We start from the raw sequence: 18,795 nt of genomic DNA, 5'->3' as shown, positions 1-18,795 counted from the left end.
CTTTTTTCTATTGATACTGTTCAATATGTTCTTTTCGAAGTTTTTGTAATGTAACTAAGAAAGCATCTGTACTTTCTGCACCATCCAATAGATCTTTTAATTGGTAAGAGTCATCAAGGGTAACACTCCATTGGAAGGAGTCGTTATCGTCGTACACATTGAATACGACTGGTGTCTCTAAGTCCTCTGGCATATAGCCGTCATCATCGGACACAGTTGCATACGTGCCATCCTCTAAGAGCTCAGTAAATAATGTGTCATACCCATCAATGTCGATAAGTTCAAAGTTGATACTTTCATAAAAGTCTAAAACTATATCCGTCGCCATGTGGACCTCCTCATGAATATATATGTTACGTTTATTCTACTGAGGGCGCCTGTTACTGTCAATGGTAATGTGTAGTATAATAAATAACAGAATTACAAAATAGGAGCGGAATATGAACGTTATTAGTTTACAGAACATAGAGAAATCATATGGCACAAGGCTACTGTTTAAAGAGGTGAGTATGACTTTTACCACGGAAAAACGATTAGGTCTTGTGGGCATCAACGGAACGGGTAAGTCTACATTTCTAAAAATATTAGCAGGCCAAATGGAAGCTGATAAAGGCACCATTGAGCGTAATGGTAAGGCCAGCATCCATTACTTAGCGCAGACACCTGATTTTGATGCGGAATCTACCTTATTAGAAGCAGTTCTTGATGGAGATCATCCTCGCTTACAGATGGTAAAAGCCTTTGAAAGTATTAGTCGTGAGTACCGCCAAATGCAAGAGTCTGGTAGTGATGATGCTAAATTGTCTCGTAACTATATGAATGCATTGGAGCAAATGGATCAACAAGACGGGTGGCAAGTAGAACAAGAGGCACGCATTATTTTATCTAAATTGGGCTTTCCTGATGTGGAGCAAAAGGTAGCTATGTTATCAGGAGGGCAAAAGCGTCGTCTTGCATTGGGGCAAGCATTGCTATATCCATGTGATCTTTTATTGCTAGATGAGCCGACTAACCATTTGGATGAAGATAGTATCGATTGGTTGGAGTCGTATTTGAGTACACGTCAAGGAGGATTATTAATCAGTACCCATGATAGATATTTCCTCGATTCCGTATGTAATGGTATTTTAGAGCTATCAAATCGTCATATGTATCAATACGATGGCAATTATGAAGAATTTATTGCCTTGAAAGCTGATCGAGAGGCTCGTGAAGCTGCTACGGAAGAAAAACGACGTCAATTTTTAAAACGAGAAATCGAATGGGTACGTCGTGGTGCTCTGGCTAGAACTACAAAACAAAAGGCTCGTCTTGACCGTTACGAAAAATTAAAGAATATGGAGAAAACCCGTCGTCCGGATCAAATGGATCCTATTGCGCTGAAGACACGTTTAGGAAAAACCATCTTTGATATTGAGCATTTAGAGTTTTATTTTGATGAACGTCCTATGATTAAGGACTTTACCTATCACGTGGTACGCCATGATCGTATCGGTATAGTAGGGCCCAATGGTGTTGGTAAGTCTACCTTTATGAATATCCTTGATGGCACCTACGAAGCGACGAGAGGCACTATCGGTAAAGGTGAGACCGTTCGCATTGCTCATTTTAAACAAGAGCTACCTGAATTTGATGAAGATATGCGCGTTCTCGATTATATTCGTGAGGACCACTCTTATATGGTACTCGGTGATGGATCTACATTGAGCGCAGGACAAATCCTTGAGCGATTCCTTTTTACCCCAGAATTACATGGTGTACCGATTCGAAAACTCTCTGGCGGGGAACGTCGTCGTTTATACCTCTTAAAATTGTTGATGAGCGCCCCTAACGTATTATTGCTGGACGAACCGACGAATGATCTTGATATTCCAACATTGGAGGTATTAGAGGATTTCCTTGACTCCTTTAGTGGCGTCATCATCACCGTTTGCCATGATCGGTACTTCCTAGACCGCGTAGTGGATAAACTGTTTGTCTTTACCGGCGATGGGCATATTGAAATCGTTCATGGCTCGTATTCTGACTACAAAGATGCTCTTGATGAAAGTAGTGGCAGCAAGCGCCCATTCTATATGCCAAATGATAATATACCGGCTAATTCCAAAGCGGTACGAGCTGTAGAAGGTGGAGAGGCTGATAGCGATGACTCTGTTGATAATCAATCTAATAGGGTAGATACCCTTGGAAATGATAATGTTGTAGCTAGTGATGAAACAGATACTTTCAAAGAAATACCAAAGAAGGGTCTCAATAAAGCAGAAGAAGCGGAGTATGCCAAAATTATGGATGAATTGCCTAAGCTAGAACATTTAGTGAAGGGCCTCGATGTTATGATAAGCCAAGTGGCTACTGATTATGAAAAAATGCAGTCACTGATGGAGGAACGAGAAGAAACACAGACTCAAATAGATGCGCTCACTGAACGGTGGATGGAATTAGAGGAACGCCTATAACTCCTTTTATCATGCTATTTTTTAATATCTGTTATGCAAAGGAATTACGTGTAAGTTTATTGATAAAACTCACAATGTATAGTATAATTTCTACGATTAACGATAACAACGTTACCTAAGTAGGAGGAACTCATGAGTAAGTACCAATTTTTAGACCGTCGCGTGCCAATTGAAGACGGAAATATTGCATTAGTACAAGATTTAACCAAATGTAAAAATTGCTCCTTATGTCGTAAAGCTTGTGCTGTAGACATGGGTGTATTTGATTATTATGATTTAACAACAAATGGGGATCATCCAATTTGTATTCATTGTGGTCAATGTGCATCTATTTGCCCATTCGATTCCATTAATGAACGCTCTGAAATTGATGAAGTAAAAGCAGCTATTGCTGACCCTAATAAAATCGTCATCTTCCAAACTGCGCCTGCCGTACGTGTTGGCTTAGGCGAGGAATTTGGTCTTGATGCTGGTACATTTGTAGAAGGCAAAATGGTGGCTGCTCTTCGTAAATTGGGTGGCGATTATATTCTTGATACAAACTTTGGTGCGGACATGACTATCATGGAAGAAGCATCTGAGTTATTAGAACGCGTTATTAATAGCGATGCAGTATTGCCTCAATTCACATCTTGTTGTCCTGCTTGGGTTAAGTTTGCGGAAACATTCTATCCAGAATTCTTGCCAAACTTATCTACGGCTAAGAGCCCGATTGCTATGCAAGCGCCTACACAAAAAACATATTTTGCTGAAAAAATGGGCCTTGATGCAAAACAAATCGTTGCCGTTGCAGTAACACCATGTACAGCTAAGAAATTTGAAATTCGTCGTGATGAAATGAATTCCTCTGCGGAATACTGGAATACACCAGAAATGCGCGATACAGACTACTGTATTACTACACGGGAACTTGCAAAATGGTTGCGCGCAGAAGAAATCAACTTTGATGATCTTGAAGATTCTGCATTCGATCCATTGATGGGTGAAGCTTCTGGTGGTGGTATCATTTTCGGTAACACTGGTGGCGTTATGGAAGCGGCTATGCGTGCGGCTTACAAAATGGCGACAGGTGAAGATGCACCTCAAACATTGATTCCATTCGAAGCTATTCGCGGCATGGACGGTGCTCGCGAAGCAGACGTAGTGATTGGCGATAAAACATTACACGTAGCGGCAGTTCATGGTACAGGTAATTTGCGTAACTTCATCGAACGCATGCGTGCAGAAAATATCCATTATGACTTCATTGAAGTAATGGCTTGTCGTGGTGGCTGTATCGGTGGTGGTGGTCAACCACGCGTTAAATTACCGATGGCTGACAAAGCTCGTGAAGCTCGCATTGCATCCTTGTATACTCGCGATGCAGAAGTAACTGTAAAAGCTGCTTGTGATAATCCAGATATCCAAAAATTGTATGCTGAGTTCTTTGATGGCAAACCAATGAGCCACAAAGCACATCATATGTTACATACTACCTTTGTAAATCGTTCTGAAGATTTAGGCCCTAATGGTGCTTGTACGCCTGCTACATGCCCTACATCCGTACCTAATTTGAAAAAGGCGGCAGAGGCGGCTAAAGCGGCGGCGGAAGCTAATAGCTAAGAGTTGATGGTTATTAGTTAATAAAAAGCACAAAGATAGCTAAGAAATATATAGCAGATAGTTGATATGTTAGTCAGCTATCTGCTTTTTTATCTATTTTATATAGTGGAAATATGGTCAATAAAAGTTTTCACAGATGTAGATTCTATATATGCCATATACGCATAGGGGTTAAAATATAGAGATTGGTAAATTGGTTTAGGAATTATCTGTAGTATGCTATAATTAAATTGTTATTATAGAAGCAATCAATACTGGTTCGGGAGGATCTTCATGGCTTTTAAATTAAAAGGAAAAGAAGAAAAATTTTTCAGTATTTTGGAAAAGCATGCTGCACTAACTTATGAAAGTGCGGAAATGATGGAACGCGTGTTTAAGGGGGATATCTCTAAGGAAGAGGCATTTCTTGAAATTGATACAAAGGAAAAAGCTGCCGATGAATTAGTAAATGAAACTGTAGAGCGTTTGCGCAAAACATTTATCACTCCAATGGATCGTGAGGATATTCAGCTTTTGATTGACCAACTGGATACTACATTGGATAATATCAAAGAAATCATGGATAAAATGGTTATGTATCACGTTGGAAAACCAAGTGATGGTGCTATTCGCATGAGTGAAATTGTTGTTAAATGCGTTAAGCATATCAACAAATCCATTGGTTATATGGGTAGTCTTAAAAAGGATCATGTGAAGGTAGAGGGGCGTGTTCACCAAGTATTGAAACTTGAGTCTGAAGCGGATAATATTTATCATGAAGAAATGGCTAAGCTCTTTACAGAGTGTACAGATCCAATTGAAATTATCAAATGGAAGGAAATCCTTAGCGCTATGGAAGATGTAATCGATGGCTGCGAAGATTTGGTTGGTACATTCCGCCGGGTAGTATTGAAGTATGCTTGATGCTCATTATTTAGTATGGCTAGTTGTATTTTTAGCATTAGCCTTTGACTATATCAATGGCTTTCATGATACGGCGAATGCCATTGCCACATCCGTTTCTACACGAGCTATTGAGCCTAAAAAGGCAATTATGATGACCGCTGCTCTCAATTTTTTGGGTGCAATGGTTAGTACAGGTGTTGCAAAGACTATCGGTGGTGATATAGTAATGTCGCCATCTCTTATCGATAGTGGTATTATTTCTGCAGCTCTTATCGGTGCCATTACATGGAATCTTTTAACTTGGTATTGGGGGATCCCAAGTTCCTCATCCCATGCTTTGATTGGTGGTATCATCGGTGCTGTGGGTTGGTCTGTAGGACTTGACGCATTGAATGAGGCGGGGATTTTAAAAATCTTTTTGTCTCTTATTTTATCTCCGATTGTAGCCATGATTGGTGGCTATATTGTGATGAAAGTATTGTTGCTTATTTTCGGTAGATTTTCTCCAATTGCTTTAAATGATCGATTTAGATCCATGCAAATTGTATCAGCAATTATGATGGCATTTTCTCATGGCTCTAATGATGCACAAAAAGCGATGGGGATAATCACATTAACCTTACTTAGCGGTGGTTTCATCGATACATTAGATGTACCGATTTGGGTAAAACTTTGTTGTGCTACTGCAATGGCTATGGGTACTGCTGTAGGCGGTTGGAAAATTATCTCTACAATGGGTACCAAGATTTTCAAACTAGAAACTATTAATGGGTTCGCTGCTGATTTAAACTCGGCGATTACTATTTTTACAGCTACATTCTTACATTTGCCTGTAAGTACTACACATGTAGTAAGTGGTTCTTTACTAGGTGTAGGCTCTTCTAAACGTATTAAAGCAGTCAACTGGGGGGTAGCAAGATCTATGGTTATGGCTTGGTTTGTAACGATTCCATTATCTGGTATCGTTGCCGCTATTGCTTATGAAGTAGGTCACTTACTATTTGGCTAATTCATATATTTTTTATTACAGTAAAAAAGACTGCAAAAGCAGTCTTTTTTGTTTATCAAAATATTTTTGCTATATTGTCATATTTATAAATAATTTGCTTTTCTATTTTAAAATTCTATTTATTATATATGTACGTGATAGTTTCTAAATAATCTAAAAATATAGAAATAAACTGATTTGTAAATACTATATTCTATAAAAGAGATTTATCTATATTTGGCAACATTAATGTTACAATTCAAGTTGAATAGGGGAAAATACTTATAAATATGTGTTTTATTGATTATGCATTTTACTAATAAATGAAGTTTATTACTTGTTTATAGACTGTTAAGAGGTTGTTTAACGTGAATGGCTATTGCATACTTATGTATCGGAGGTTATACTATCGATAGAAGGAGTTTTTCAAGTGAAAAGTGAGGTATGTATATGGCATGGGGTGGATCTAGACGCGGTGCCGGGCGCCCACGTAATCCTATTAAACGTATTGGTAGAACCTTTCGACTTAGTGATGAAGAGTTTCTTTCGCTAAAGCCATTGATCATGGCTATTAAGGCAAATAATGATAAACGATATAGGCAACAATATAGCCGAGAAGTATAAATAATCAGGCATTGTCACAGCATATACAATTTAATACATTTTAAATCTATTTTACAATAATTCATTATTTCTAAATCTTTCAACTACAACACATCTTTACTCTCTAAAACAATATGCTGTGTGCAATACAAGCAGTACGAAAAGGTCCCAATTCATTTGAATTGGGACCTTCTTCGTTATATATAATATACAATACATATTACATATTACTCTATATTTTGTTATATTAAATTAGTCTACTTTGATGCCGTGAATTTCTTCAGCTAAACGTTTTAGAGCATCAACGGTACGTACCCCAGGAGTGATTTCAGAAAGTTTTACACGAATGAAGTGACCTTCTTTAACGGCTGTGATATCTTGAAGTTGAGGGTTAGCCTTGATCTTTTCAATTTTTTGTTGGAAATCATCATCGTTGCGAATAGAATTGCCATAGTCAGCGATAATAATATAGTCAGGATTTTGCGCAATTACTGTTTCCCAAGAACCTTTAGCCCATGTTTTATCAACGCCTAAGCCGCTCATTACATTATCAGCACCGATAAGTTTTAAGATGTTAGTAGTATAACCTTCGAATGCTGTGAATGGTTGACCATCTTCGGAGTCATAAATGAAAACGCGTTTGCGAGGCAAGTCTTTTAGCTTGTCTTGGATAGCTGCCAATGTTTTACGTTGACCTGCAACCCATTCTTCTGCCTTAGGTTTTACGCCGAAAATCTCACCTAATTTAATCATGTCGCTGAAGTTGGTTTCTAGGTCAGCTTTAGTAGATAACATGGATTCAGGGATCCAAATATTAACCTTTTGGGAAATCATTTTATCTGCAGGTATAGCTCGTTTGCTAAAAGAATCAGGCCATCCCGTTGCGAAGTCAGGCTTTACGGACATGAATACTTCATAGGAAGGCCATTTATCAGATAATACTTTTACTTTGTCGTAAGCCGCTTGTAAAGGTGGGTAGATTTCTTCTTCTTTGAAAGCCGTCCCAGCCATTTTGTCTTCAAGGCCTAATTGTAACATCATTTCCGTTGTTGCTTGCGACATGGACACTGCATGAGTAGGGGCGGATTTTACGGCAAAGTCTGTTTTTGTACCGTCAAATGTTTCACTCCATGTTACAGAGGTTCCATTATCCGCTGTAGTTTTTGTAGTATCAGAACCACAACCAGCAATAGCGAATGTAGCACATGTCATAGCGATTAATAATAATTTTTTTGACTTTCTTAAATTCTGAAACATAGTAAGTCCTTTCTTTACTAATTAATAATATAAATGATAGCGCCCTTCATCCCAAGAGGTTTTAAAAGGAACTTCAAAAATTGGTTCAAGAATTTCAGGTGTGAGCACCTCGGTAGGGGAACCTTCTTTTAGGATAGTTCCGCTGTTCATGATGACAATATGATCGCAATATTGAGCCGCTAGATTTAAGTCGTGAAGGACTACAATCGTAGTGCCTTTAAAAGCCCGTAATTGTTCCATTAGCGCCACTTTGTACTTCATATCTAAATGATTAGTAGGTTCATCTAAAAGAAGTATTTGAGGTTTCTGGGTTAAGGCTTTAGCAATGAATACGCGTTGCTTCTCACCACCTGATAAATGATGAATTTCTTCATTTGATAAATGGGTGATGCCTACTTCATTCATATAATGCTCTGCAATTTTAACATCCTCAGAACTATAGGTGCCAAAGTGTTGTTTGTACGGATACCGGCCCATGAGAACGATATCTTTTACGAGAAAATCATCGATCATAGCGTCTCTAGATTGTGTTAAGACTGCTACCAATTGAGCAAACTCGCGACCTTTATAAGACTCTAAAGGTTTTTCGTTTAATGTGATTTTGTTTTTTGATGGATGAAGTCGATATAGATGGCTAAGTAGCGTAGACTTACCACATCCATTTGGTCCAATTATGGCTGTTATTTTATTGGTAGGAAATGTTACAGAAATATTCTTTAACACTTCTTTGGTTTCATAAGAAAAAGACAGCTGATTAATTTGATACATAGTATCTCCTATAGATATGATATACACTAACCATTGTGTTTATAACGATTCATGATAATCCAAATAAAGAGTGGAGCCCCCAATAAAGATGTAAGCACACCAATAGGGATTTCTTCTGGACTGTAGAGTGCTCTCGATAATACGTCTGACCAAATCATAACGATACTACCGATGAGTGCACTGAATACTAATGTATGTTTATGTTTAGGTCCGCCTATAATCCTAGCAAGGTGCGGGATGATAAGGCCGATAAAGCCTACTACACCAACCTTTGATACTAGTGTAGCGATCACAATAGAGGATAAGATAACGATGCTTAATTGTAACTGCTTAACAGAAAGGCCCATTTGTGCTGCTTCATGATTACCAAGTAGCAATACATCAAGGTCTTGATTGAACATATAGATGTATAGTATAAACAAGGTTATGATGATTGCTGTTAATGGTAAATCACTCCATTGTATGCCTGCAAAGCTGCCAAGTAGCCAGAACATGGCACTTCGCACTTGTGCTTCGTGTTTAGCTCCGTAAATAATCATCATTGTTATGGCTGAGAATACACCGGTCATGCCCATACCTATGAGGATAAGCTTTACTGGACTGTTGCTTTTACCAACACATAGTAGTACTAATATAATTGAAAGTGCTGCGCCTAGGGCCGCAAAAATAGGCGTATTGTAATGACCTAAGAATGGAAGCCCACCCATGATAATAGCGAAAATCGCACCTGTGCTTGCACCAGAAGAAACACCTAATACATAGGGATCTGCGAGGGCATTGCGCGTGACCGTTTGCATTAATAGACCCACAAGTGATAGGCCTATACCTGTTAGAACAGAGTAAATAAGTCGTGGTAAGCGGATATCTGTAATAATCGTATCAGTCATAGATGCTGTAGCATTTACATCAATCATAGACATAAGTGCTGAAATAATTTGGTCTAGTGGTACAAATTTAGATCCAAACTGTAACGCTGTTACCAATGAAATACAGAGGATTAGACAGAGTATAAATACTTTTACCGCAGTCTGCATAAAATCTCCTTATTCTATTTTTATTTAGGTAGTCTAAGTCTTATCTAAGTATAGAGAATTTTCAATATATATACAATATTAATACCTGTATAGGTATTATAAGTGTGAAGATTCATTAAATTATAAATAGCAAAATCTTATGTTAGCTTTATTCATTTTTATAAGTTCATTGTTATTTTGATATATGAAAAATTTATTAGAATAGCTATAATAGAATTATATGTACAATAGAATGTTTAGGAGGTGTTAGTTTGATACAAGATTTATTATCTGAGGATAATGTATCCTTTCATTATCCCGCCGAAACGTGGGAAGATGTAATTCGTCATGGTGGTCAACTGATGGTTGATGCGGGCTTTACGGATCCATCTTATACAGAGGCTATGGTTGAAGTAGTTCGTGAAATGGGTCCATATATCGTATTGGCTCCCGGTCTTGCTATGCCACATGCGCGCCCAGAACATGGTGCTAAGCGTGTAGGGACAGCTTTAGTGACATTGGAAAAACCATTGAATTTTGGCAGCCCTGATAATGACCCAGTATCTGTCGCATTATTCTTATGTGCTCCCAATAAAGATGAGCATATTCAATTGTTAACAGATATTGCTACTTTATTTGAGGATGAAGAGTTCTTAGATGCGGCCGTTGACTTTGAAAGTATTGACGACGTACAAGCATTCTTGGCAGAGCATTTAGACGAGCAATAAACATTTAGAAGGAGGCAAGTATGATTTCTGTATTAACTGTATGTGGTAATGGTATTGGTTCTAGCTTGATGTTAAAAATGAAAATTGAAGAAATTTGTGCTGAAAATGGTATCGATGCACAAGTTGAATCTATCGATTTTAACGCGGCTCAAGGTCGTAAGGCTGACCTTATCGTAACTGTAAAAGAATTGGCTGAACAATTTGACGATAAAAATGTTGCTATTGTTCGTAGCTATATTAATAAAAAGAAGATTACAGAAGATGTTCTTGAAGCATTAAAACAAGCCGCTCAATAATATGTAACAATTATATATAGGAGGTAGTGCCATGGAAATGGTATTAGAGTTCTTGCGTGATGTGCTGTCTCAACCGGCACTTTTGATTGGTATTATGTCATGTATAGGCTTGATCGCCTTGAAACGTCCGTTTCATAAAATAATGACGGGCACATTAAAACCTATTCTTGGGTATTTAATGTTAGCTGCAGGTGCGGGTGTTATCGTTAGCAATCTTGACCCATTGGGGAAAATGATTGAACATGGATTCCATATTACTGGTGTAGTGCCAAATAATGAAGCTATCGTAGCTGTTGCACAAAAGGTACTTGGCGTTGAAACGATGTCTATTCTCGTAGTAGGCTTATTGATGAACTTATGTATTGCTCGTTTCACCAAGTTCAAATATGTGTTCTTAACTGGTCATCACAGCTTATTTATGGCATGTCTTATGTCTGCCGTGCTTGGTACTGCAGGATTATCTGGCATGGAACTAATTCTTGTAGGTGGTTTCTTAATGGGGGCTTGGTCTGCCATTTCTCCAGCTATTGGTCAAAGTTATACATCCAAAGTGACAGATGGTGATGAAATTGCCATTGGTCATTTCGGTAGTTTAGGCTACTATTTATCGGCTTGGGTTGCTAAATATGTTGGGAAAGCTGAAGATAGCACAGAAGATATTGAAATACCAGAAAAATGGGGGTTCTTACGAGACTCAACATTATCTACAGCATTAACTATGATCGTATTTTACCTAATTGCGGCATTTGCAGCAGGTTCCGAATTTGTCGCTACTTTATCAGGTGATATGAGCCCATATTTATACGCTGTTATGAGTGCTATGAATTTTGCTGTTGGTGTAACAATCGTATACTCAGGTGTGCGTATGATCTTAGGTGATTTGATTCCTGCATTCCAAGGGATTGCTACAAAAATTATTCCTAATGCAATTCCAGCTGTAGACTGTGCCGTATTCTTCACCTATGCTCCAACTGCGGTTGTATTAGGCTTCCTTAGTTCCTTCATCGGTGGTATCATCGGTATGCTTATCCTTGGGGCTGTAGGTGGCGTATTAATCATTCCTGGTCTTGTGCCACACTTCTTCTGTGGTGCTACAGCAGGTATTTATGGCAATGCTACTGGTGGTCGTCGTGGCGCAGCGGTAGGTGCTTTCCTAAATGGTTTGGCTATTACATTCTTGCCAGCTTTGGCGTTGCCAGTTCTTGGTCAATTAGGCTTCCAAAATACAACCTTTGGTGATGCGGACTTTGCAGTGATGGGTCTCGTATTAGGTAATGCTTATGAATGGGTAGGTATGGCTGGTATTTATGGCATTGTAGCTATTGCCGCTTTAGTACTTATTATTCCTAACTTTATTAAAACAAAAGGTAAAGTTATTAATTATGTAGAAGAGGATTAATGAAAAAAACTGAGCAACACAGTAATGTTGTAGTACGATATGTATTCCTGACTATTGGAGCCATAAGTTTTGGACTTGGTACAGCAGGTATCGTATTACCACTATTGCCAACAGTTCCTTTTTATATGCTAACTTTATTTTGTTTAGCTCGAGGGTCTGAACGATTCCATAAAATGTTTTTGGAATCTAGTTTATATCAAAAGACTGTTGCTGCTTATGAACGCGATAAAGCGTTGACCTTGCGGGCAAAGTTGTCCATTCTCGTATCCGTTAGTGCCATAATGGCGGTTGGTGCCTATTTTAGTCAAGATATGCCTATTGCTCTAATGGTTATGGGCATTATATGGGTAGCGCATGTCATAGCATTAGCTTTTATTATTAAAACAAAAAAATAGGAACTTATATCCTTAGTTTTGAATATAGCCTCATGAATTAAATTGTTGTAGTTTAATTCATGAGGCTTATTTTATAGTACACTAGAATAACTCTCAACGAAGATCTTAATTGTTTTATATTACTAAAACGAACTAGCTTGTGTTTTTAAATCTAAAATGAATTATTACTAATTAGAAGTTGACAATGACTATCAATAAGTATACTATAATATAATATTATTAATTTATGTTTATAGTATTTGTGTATATGGTGATAGTATGAATCCACATAATCATGCGGTTTCACATGCTGGAACATCTATGTCAAGACATACGATATTTGACGGTATCGATTTGATGTTCTTAGATGTGAAGCAAGAGACGATTCAATTTTATGCTAAATCACATACCAAGACGTTTGCTATAAATCACTGTGAAGAAGGGCGCATTGAGTGCAAGTTCACATCTGGTGAGTATTTATATATGGGTCCAGGGGATATGTCGTTAGGGTGGCATACACGCTCCGCTTACCAACATGAAAATTACTTTCCTACAAAACTATTTAAAGGAATTGTATTATTAGTAGATGTTGAAAAGGCACAACCCGTATTAGATGCACTTGTTAGTGATTCTCGAATTGATTTGACTGAGCTGGCCAATCGGTTTTGTGAGCATTCTGATTTTGGTATGATGATGGAAGAAACGGAAACAGTTCGTCACATTTTTTCCAGTTTATATAATGTGCCAGATCAAATAAAGGAGCACTATTTTAAATTAAAAGTAATTGAAATTTTTTTATTATTATCTGTTATCTCTACAGCTAATCCTGAAAAGAGAAGTACCTATAGAAAGCAACAGGTAGATATTGTAAAAGCTGTAAGTGAATATGTATTGACACAGTTTATGAAGCGTATTACTATTGACTCCTTGTCTGAACAGTTTGATATTCCTACATCTACCCTGAAACGTTGCTTTAAAGGTGTATTTGGTACAACCATACATCAGTATCTAAAAGAATGTCGTATTAATGCGGCAAAGCGATTGCTTCAAGACTCAGATCAGTCTATTTTAGAAATCGCTAATGCGGTAGGGTATGAGAATGGTAGTAAGTTTACTAGTGCATTCAAAGAGGCTACTGGTGTAACGCCAAGTGCTTATCGTAAGGTCTAAATAATTTGGACCTTATATTATCCTAGCTAAAAATTTTTGTGCTTTAGGCTAGGTTTGATAGTCTATGAAAATTAAATATTGTCCGAAACGTATGTTTTTGGTCTATTCGGAGTAGATATGTATAATACACTTTGCTACCATTAAATCTGTAAATGATTTTCAATGTCATTTGGTTGTGGTGGTAAAGTGTATTTTTATATGCATGGTTAAATATATGTGTGGAGGAAATTTAATGAATAGGAGTTGGGTGCGGGCAAGGAGATATGTTATATTATCCTGCGCAGTAGCGTGCTGGTTGCAAATGCCGGTAGTTATGGCGGATAATGCGACTGTAACAACCGATGTGGTTCATGTTCGCGGTACATGGGCTGAAGAGCAGGCAAAACAAGAGTCTCAACAGACGACGATTATTACGAAGAAGGATATTGTCAAAAAGCAGGCAAAATCCGTAGAAGATATTGTATTTTCCGAAACTGGTGTATCCAGAACCGTTGATTCGATGGGGCGCGTCGGTGTATCTATCCGTGGTGCGGATCCGCGTCATACCTTGATTCTTGTGGATGGACAGCCTGTGATGGGCGATCTTGCTAAATATCAAGGCGCCGGTGATGAATTACAGCGTCTCGGTACAGAAAATGTGGAACGTATAGAAATTATTCAAGGTGCAGCTAGCGCTAAATACGGATCCGACGCCATCGGTGGTGTTATCAATGTTATTACCAATAAACCGCGTAAGATCGCTGGCCTTCAGTTTAATGCAGAAGGTCGTAGAACTAAAGGCGACGGTGATATCGTACCGTTTTCCAATTTCTTTATGCGCGCTGATTCTGGCTCATTAGGTAAGTTAAAAGTTAATATTCACGGTAGTAAACGTGATATTATGCCTATTTATGCTAGCGAGCGGCGTCGTATCAGCGCTATGACCAATGATGAAGATCACGGGTTTTTAAAGAATTCCCTACGATATTACGGTACAAATTCCAATATAGGTTTGGCCGCTACGTATGATATTAATGATAAACAGTCTTTGGGAGTCCGTATCGATAGGTATAATGAAGACTTGGAACGATATGTAAAGCGCAGTACTTCTTATTTGGAACCTCAGGTTCATTACAAACGGGATTTAGATAGGAACAATCTTAATTTGACGTATACTGGTCAGGACAATAAGAGTTCGTGGAAAGCGGAGCTGAATTATACTCGAACCAAAGAAGATGATGTAACATTAACCAGTGACTACGGGAACAGTACCTATGAAGGGAAAAATACATTAAACTATGTGGATAATGTAGATCATCGTCAATGGAGCGTAACACTCGGGGCAGATACGCAAGTCAATAAGAAACATCTCTTGTCTTATGGTATTGGGTTTATACGGGAGACAGGCGAAGGTAGCAGACTTAAAAATGCGCCTCATACCTATAAACGGCATATCGATCCCTGGGATTACGATAAAAGTCTGGCGGTAAAAAACGGTGTTCCTTCATCCACAATTTATGACCATTCTTTCAGAAAAAACGAGGCCGGTGTAGAGCAGTGGAATAAGGAGAAAGAATGGTATAACGGAGATAAAAGCAAGCCAAATACATTGCCGGAATTTACTTACGAAGAATATCTTCAATATTTGGATCCGCAGGCGGGAATTGATTCAGCGGCCGCAATGGGACTTGTGGACGGCCCCGTGACGGAGCGTACGCTGAAAAAACGGAATCCTGAAGCTTATGCGCGATATCAGCAGTTTGCTAAACGTTTATTAGCGGAGAATAAAGAATTTATTGAAGACTATCATTTTAATAAGGAGGGCCGAAAAGATGAAAACGGTAAGTATTATCCAGCACTTTATGATGCATATTTACCGAGCTTTTACTATGGCGCCGTACCGGATTTTGATTCTACGAAGTTGAAATTAAACGGAGCTTATTTTAAAGAAGAGTATTTAAAACGCGTTAATCAACAGACCGCAGGACGTGCGGAAATCAAGAAACAGAATTTCTTTATTCAGGATACGTGGCAGGTTAATAAAAATACTACTTTATCACCAATTATAAGACTGGATCATAGTGATTTATTTGGCTCCAACTGGTCGTTTAATTTCGGCATGACTCATAATGTACATGGAAATGTACACCGCAGATTAAAGGCTAATGTGGGTACCAGTTATACGGAACCTGGTATGGGCGAGCTGTATTATAACTGGGAAATGTATGGCCCGAATATTACAAATGCCACTATCGGTGGCGGTGAAGCCCGATTAGGTTGGTATTGGGTCGGAAATCCGAACCTTAAACCGGAGAAATCCATGAATTTTGACCTCTCTTTGGAAGGGGAAAATAAAAATACCTATGGTAAAGTAACCGTATTCCATAATAATATTCGGAATTATATGTCGATTTACAATACGGGATATTTGATGGATTTTTATCCTCAGTATGATGAAACTACCACATATGGAGCGGCGAAATTTGCTCATGCACCAGATATGATTTACAGCTTCCGTAATATCGGAAAGGCCCAAATTACGGGACTTCAATTTGAAGTTAAACAAACTTTGAATAAGCACTGGAAGGCCCGTTTGGGATATACGTATTTACGAGCGCTTAATAAGAGCGATAAAGATATGCCTCGTGAATTACTGGATAAACCTCGTCATAAAGTGGATATCGGTGTGGATTTTGAGGATAAGGCTAGCGGATGGAGCGGTAGTCTGTGGGGAGATTATTATATCCATATGCTGGATAGTAACTCCTTGTCTGGTGGCGGTAATTATATGGTATCTTATATTGATCCTAATAATTCCGATCGTTCCGTTATCAGATATAATTTGAATAATAGAAAAACCGCCGATATGTATGAACATAAAACTTATGGCATATGGAATTTGATGATTCAAAAGAAGATTGATAAGGATTCGCGAATCTATTTCGGTATTGATAATCTCTTTAATCATCGTGATGATGATCGGGCTTTATCGGCTCGAGTATATCGTATCGGATTAAATATGAAATTCGGTTTCGGTTCAGGTGAAAGTAAAACGAAACTTACGAAGGAGCAGTTTGAATCGTTACCTCCGGTTATGCTGCAGGATTTTATTACGCGTCCTTTCGATACAGACAGAAAACGAGGTATGGAACTTGTAGGTGATTATCGTGTACGTAATGACAGTCATCTTGGATCTGATCGTCCTGCTACGCGGGTGACTGCTACAAGTTACGTATCCGACGAGGCCGCAAAGAATTTGGCGGACCGCAAGGAACATGGCTTGAATCAACGTATACGTGTCGGTGTCGATGCTCGTATTAACGATAATACGAATGTACGTGTTGTGGGTAGTGCTTCTGGCCAAGCTGGTGTAGATAGCAGTCATGAAACAGAAGGTTTTAAAGGTTTTAATCATCAACGTCTCGAAGAACTAGATGTAACACATCACGGTTCTAAATGGGATCATAGTGTTGGTCGTATTACTGAATCTATGGGGGTTACAGGTTATTGGTTTAATAAAGAATATGACGGCCTTCGTAGTGTTTGGACGAATAAGAATACTCAAGTCCGTATCGGTGTGGGGACCTTTAAACATAGTACGGGAATTAGCGACAGTGCTTATACTCATGCTATTTATACGCATTTTAAACGGGTTCCAACGGTAGAGGAATTCTTAGGTGTTACTATGGATTCGGATGGTGCCAATAAGGAACTCATCGTACCAAATGCAGGGAATACTATTAATTTCTACCAGCAATTAAAAGCCTTGCGCGATAAGGAAGGCACCTTAGATGCGGAGGTAGGTACATTAAAGAAGAAAATCGACGATATGACTTCCGATATCTGGTCTAAAGAATTTATTGACGGCATGTCCGCGGATCAACTGGCTCCATTAAAAGCGGAGTTGGCAAAGTTGGAAGCATCTTTACCGGATGTGGAAGCTCGTGTGGCGAAAGAACGGGAACCGTTGCGAGCTGCGCAGTTTGATGTGTTGCGCCGGATGCAGGAAATCGCGGTGAAAGCTTATGGTGCGGATGCGGCTAAACAGACTGTATCGATTAAGATGCCGGATGTGTCAGTAACGTATTCTTATAAATCGCGATACTATGATGAAGATGATGAACAATGGTATGAAGACGAACGTACTTTCACTCAGAAAATAGCACCGGGAACGATTGGGCTTGATAAGAAAAACCCATTGTTTGAAATGAAGTTGAGTGATACCACTGTTCTTTCCAATGGTGGAAAAACGTTTATTTCAAATTGGTACAATCAGAATAAGGCGGCTATCGTGGAGGCGTATCGTGCCAAGGCGAAAGATATAGCAACCTATAGCTTCGGCAATAATCCGTATACGATGAAATTTGAAGATAATGCCTTTGACGGGCTGGACAAGTCTATTTATAAGGCGAATGTCGTTGATATTAACGACTCCGGCACGTCTGGTCTTATTAACGTAAAAGGAAGTGCCTATTATCCTTCTATGATAGCTTCGTACTTTAATAGCTTGACCCGAATGCTAGAAAAAGCGGACGGCAACAGTCGTTTGCCGAGAGAGGCGCTAGGCAAATATACAGGTGCTGTTATTCCTTCAATAGGTGTCGTATTGGAGCGGGATACAATTCCACCAATTGAAAAGGCTACCTATGTTCAAGTTAAACATATGGTCACACCTCGACTTGGCTTAGCTGCGTGGTACTTACGCTCCTTTGGCGGTAGTGACTATCGCTTCTATACGGCGAATGGTAATGCTACAGAAGCGCATGAATTCAACAATATGGCTAATGTTTTCGGCGTTGGAGCTAAGTATCAATTAAATCATAATGTAAGTGTTTCCTTCGACTATGGACAAAACCGTAGTGACTTTGGTCGCTTCATGAATGGCAATACTCATTATGACCATAAGGCTGGATCCTCTCAATTCGATATCAAGGGCCGTGACGTAGGTGGTGTACCTCATTTCTGGGCATTGCGCTTTGATGTTGGTCGTGCCGATATGAATAAACCTGGTTCTTGGAATGCCTATGTAGACTATAAATACTTTGCCCATGGTTCCTTCTTTGGTGGCAATGGTACAGAGGCTGTTCCTGACCGTTACTTAGATGGTATTAAGAGCTTTACCTTTGGTGGTGGCTATGTGCCAACTAAAGATCTTCTTTTACAAGCATTCTATACATTTAATGCAAAAGGGATCAATAAACGAGATACCTTATATGGATCTGAAAACTTTAAACTTGGGAATTATACTCGTTTCCAAATGACGTATAAATTCTAAAA

The 18,795-nt window shown here is 38.8% G+C and carries 15 protein-coding genes; 11 read left to right on the top strand and 4 right to left on the bottom strand.

Translation table 11 applies throughout. The features are described from left to right. Positions 1-7: 7 nt before the first annotated feature. On the bottom strand, positions 8-328 hold the full coding sequence (locus E7K77_RS03860) for a hypothetical protein (RefSeq protein ID WP_278468326.1): 321 nt from the start codon (positions 326-328) through the stop codon (positions 8-10). 112 nt (positions 329-440) lie between these two features. Here E7K77_RS03860 and E7K77_RS03855 point away from each other — a divergent pair, with 112 nt between their 5' ends. From E7K77_RS03855 to E7K77_RS03835, 5 genes are all read left to right on the top strand, one after another. After that, positions 441-2,456 carry an ABC-F family ATP-binding cassette domain-containing protein gene (locus tag E7K77_RS03855; protein ID WP_278468324.1) on the top strand — a complete coding sequence of 672 codons (2,016 nt, stop codon included), beginning with the start codon at positions 441-443 and terminating at the stop codon, positions 2,454-2,456. A 132-nt stretch (positions 2,457-2,588) separates the two neighbouring features. Next, a complete protein-coding gene (locus tag E7K77_RS03850) occupies positions 2,589-4,058 on the top strand; it encodes a [FeFe] hydrogenase, group A (RefSeq protein WP_278468322.1) in 1,470 nt (489 codons plus the stop codon). Between the two features lie 273 nt (positions 4,059-4,331). After that, a complete protein-coding gene (locus tag E7K77_RS03845) occupies positions 4,332-4,961 on the top strand; it encodes a DUF47 domain-containing protein (RefSeq protein WP_004697557.1) in 630 nt (209 codons plus the stop codon). After that, entirely contained in the window at positions 4,954-5,952 is a 999-nt protein-coding gene (locus tag E7K77_RS03840; RefSeq protein ID WP_325306475.1) for an inorganic phosphate transporter, read from the top strand. The genes E7K77_RS03845 and E7K77_RS03840 overlap by 8 nt, the downstream gene beginning before the upstream one ends. A gap of 429 nt (positions 5,953-6,381) precedes the next feature. Beyond that, entirely contained in the window at positions 6,382-6,555 is a 174-nt protein-coding gene (locus E7K77_RS03835; protein ID WP_004697552.1) for a hypothetical protein, read from the top strand. A 231-nt stretch (positions 6,556-6,786) separates the two neighbouring features. On the opposite strand, the gene E7K77_RS03830 is transcribed toward E7K77_RS03835, so the two are convergent. The 3 genes from E7K77_RS03830 to E7K77_RS03820 are packed head-to-tail and all read right to left on the bottom strand — an operon-like array spanning position 6,787 to position 9,593. Further along, the gene (locus tag E7K77_RS03830; protein ID WP_120055524.1) at positions 6,787-7,791 is read right to left on the bottom strand and encodes an ABC transporter substrate-binding protein; all 1,005 of its coding nucleotides are present in this window, start codon (positions 7,789-7,791) and stop codon (positions 6,787-6,789) included. Between the two features lie 21 nt (positions 7,792-7,812). Further along, positions 7,813-8,559, bottom strand: a complete 747-nt coding sequence (locus E7K77_RS03825; RefSeq protein ID WP_325306474.1) for an ABC transporter ATP-binding protein — start codon at positions 8,557-8,559, stop codon at positions 7,813-7,815. A gap of 26 nt (positions 8,560-8,585) precedes the next feature. After that, on the bottom strand, positions 8,586-9,593 hold the full coding sequence (locus tag E7K77_RS03820) for a FecCD family ABC transporter permease (RefSeq protein ID WP_195394604.1): 1,008 nt from the start codon (positions 9,591-9,593) through the stop codon (positions 8,586-8,588). A gap of 251 nt (positions 9,594-9,844) precedes the next feature. Here E7K77_RS03820 and E7K77_RS03815 point away from each other — a divergent pair, with 251 nt between their 5' ends. From E7K77_RS03815 to E7K77_RS03790, 6 genes are all read left to right on the top strand, one after another. Further along, positions 9,845-10,300: a PTS sugar transporter subunit IIA gene (locus E7K77_RS03815; RefSeq protein ID WP_004696688.1), complete on the top strand. Its 456-nt coding sequence runs from the start codon at positions 9,845-9,847 to the stop codon at positions 10,298-10,300. 20 nt (positions 10,301-10,320) lie between these two features. Then, positions 10,321-10,596 (top strand): PTS sugar transporter subunit IIB, encoded by a 276-nt coding sequence (locus E7K77_RS03810; protein ID WP_004696686.1) that lies wholly within the window; start codon positions 10,321-10,323, stop codon positions 10,594-10,596. A 31-nt stretch (positions 10,597-10,627) separates the two neighbouring features. Then, positions 10,628-11,995, top strand: coding sequence for a PTS ascorbate transporter subunit IIC (locus E7K77_RS03805; RefSeq protein WP_004698733.1), 1,368 nt, complete (start codon positions 10,628-10,630; stop codon positions 11,993-11,995). Next, positions 11,995-12,390, top strand: a complete 396-nt coding sequence (locus E7K77_RS03800) for a YbaN family protein (RefSeq protein ID WP_004698716.1) — start codon at positions 11,995-11,997, stop codon at positions 12,388-12,390. Before E7K77_RS03805 ends, E7K77_RS03800 begins: the two co-directional genes overlap by 1 nt. Before the next feature lie 258 nt (positions 12,391-12,648). Further along, a complete protein-coding gene (locus E7K77_RS03795; protein WP_278606799.1) occupies positions 12,649-13,539 on the top strand; it encodes a helix-turn-helix transcriptional regulator in 891 nt (296 codons plus the stop codon). Positions 13,540-13,771: 232 nt separating this feature from the next. After that, the gene (locus E7K77_RS03790; protein ID WP_325306471.1) at positions 13,772-18,793 is read left to right on the top strand and encodes a TonB-dependent receptor plug domain-containing protein; all 5,022 of its coding nucleotides are present in this window, start codon (positions 13,772-13,774) and stop codon (positions 18,791-18,793) included. Positions 18,794-18,795: the final 2 nt, after the last annotated feature.

Source organism: Veillonella parvula (assembly GCF_032577575.1).
In the GTDB taxonomy this organism is placed as follows: Bacteria; Bacillota; Negativicutes; order Veillonellales; family Veillonellaceae; genus Veillonella.
This window is presented reverse-complemented; position numbering and strand designations above follow the sequence as displayed.

What these genes read in the sequence shown, in the direction of transcription:
- E7K77_RS03795 (WP_278606799.1), top strand. Translation starts at nt 12,649, where the DNA reads ATGAATCCACATAATCATGCGGTTTCACATGCTGGAACATCTATGTCA.
- E7K77_RS03855 (WP_278468324.1), top strand. Translation starts at nt 441, where the DNA reads ATGAACGTTATTAGTTTACAGAACATAGAGAAATCATATGGCACAAGG.
- E7K77_RS03835 (WP_004697552.1), top strand. Translation starts at nt 6,382, where the DNA reads ATGGCATGGGGTGGATCTAGACGCGGTGCCGGGCGCCCACGTAATCCT.
- E7K77_RS03860 (WP_278468326.1), bottom strand. Translation starts at nt 328, where the DNA reads ATGGCGACGGATATAGTTTTAGACTTTTATGAAAGTATCAACTTTGAA.
- E7K77_RS03810 (WP_004696686.1), top strand. Translation starts at nt 10,321, where the DNA reads ATGATTTCTGTATTAACTGTATGTGGTAATGGTATTGGTTCTAGCTTG.
- E7K77_RS03850 (WP_278468322.1), top strand. Translation starts at nt 2,589, where the DNA reads ATGAGTAAGTACCAATTTTTAGACCGTCGCGTGCCAATTGAAGACGGA.
- E7K77_RS03820 (WP_195394604.1), bottom strand. Translation starts at nt 9,593, where the DNA reads ATGCAGACTGCGGTAAAAGTATTTATACTCTGTCTAATCCTCTGTATT.
- E7K77_RS03840 (WP_325306475.1), top strand. Translation starts at nt 4,954, where the DNA reads ATGCTTGATGCTCATTATTTAGTATGGCTAGTTGTATTTTTAGCATTA.
- E7K77_RS03790 (WP_325306471.1), top strand. Translation starts at nt 13,772, where the DNA reads ATGAATAGGAGTTGGGTGCGGGCAAGGAGATATGTTATATTATCCTGC.
- E7K77_RS03805 (WP_004698733.1), top strand. Translation starts at nt 10,628, where the DNA reads ATGGAAATGGTATTAGAGTTCTTGCGTGATGTGCTGTCTCAACCGGCA.
- E7K77_RS03800 (WP_004698716.1), top strand. Translation starts at nt 11,995, where the DNA reads ATGAAAAAAACTGAGCAACACAGTAATGTTGTAGTACGATATGTATTC.
- E7K77_RS03845 (WP_004697557.1), top strand. Translation starts at nt 4,332, where the DNA reads ATGGCTTTTAAATTAAAAGGAAAAGAAGAAAAATTTTTCAGTATTTTG.
- E7K77_RS03830 (WP_120055524.1), bottom strand. Translation starts at nt 7,791, where the DNA reads ATGTTTCAGAATTTAAGAAAGTCAAAAAAATTATTATTAATCGCTATG.
- E7K77_RS03825 (WP_325306474.1), bottom strand. Translation starts at nt 8,559, where the DNA reads ATGTATCAAATTAATCAGCTGTCTTTTTCTTATGAAACCAAAGAAGTG.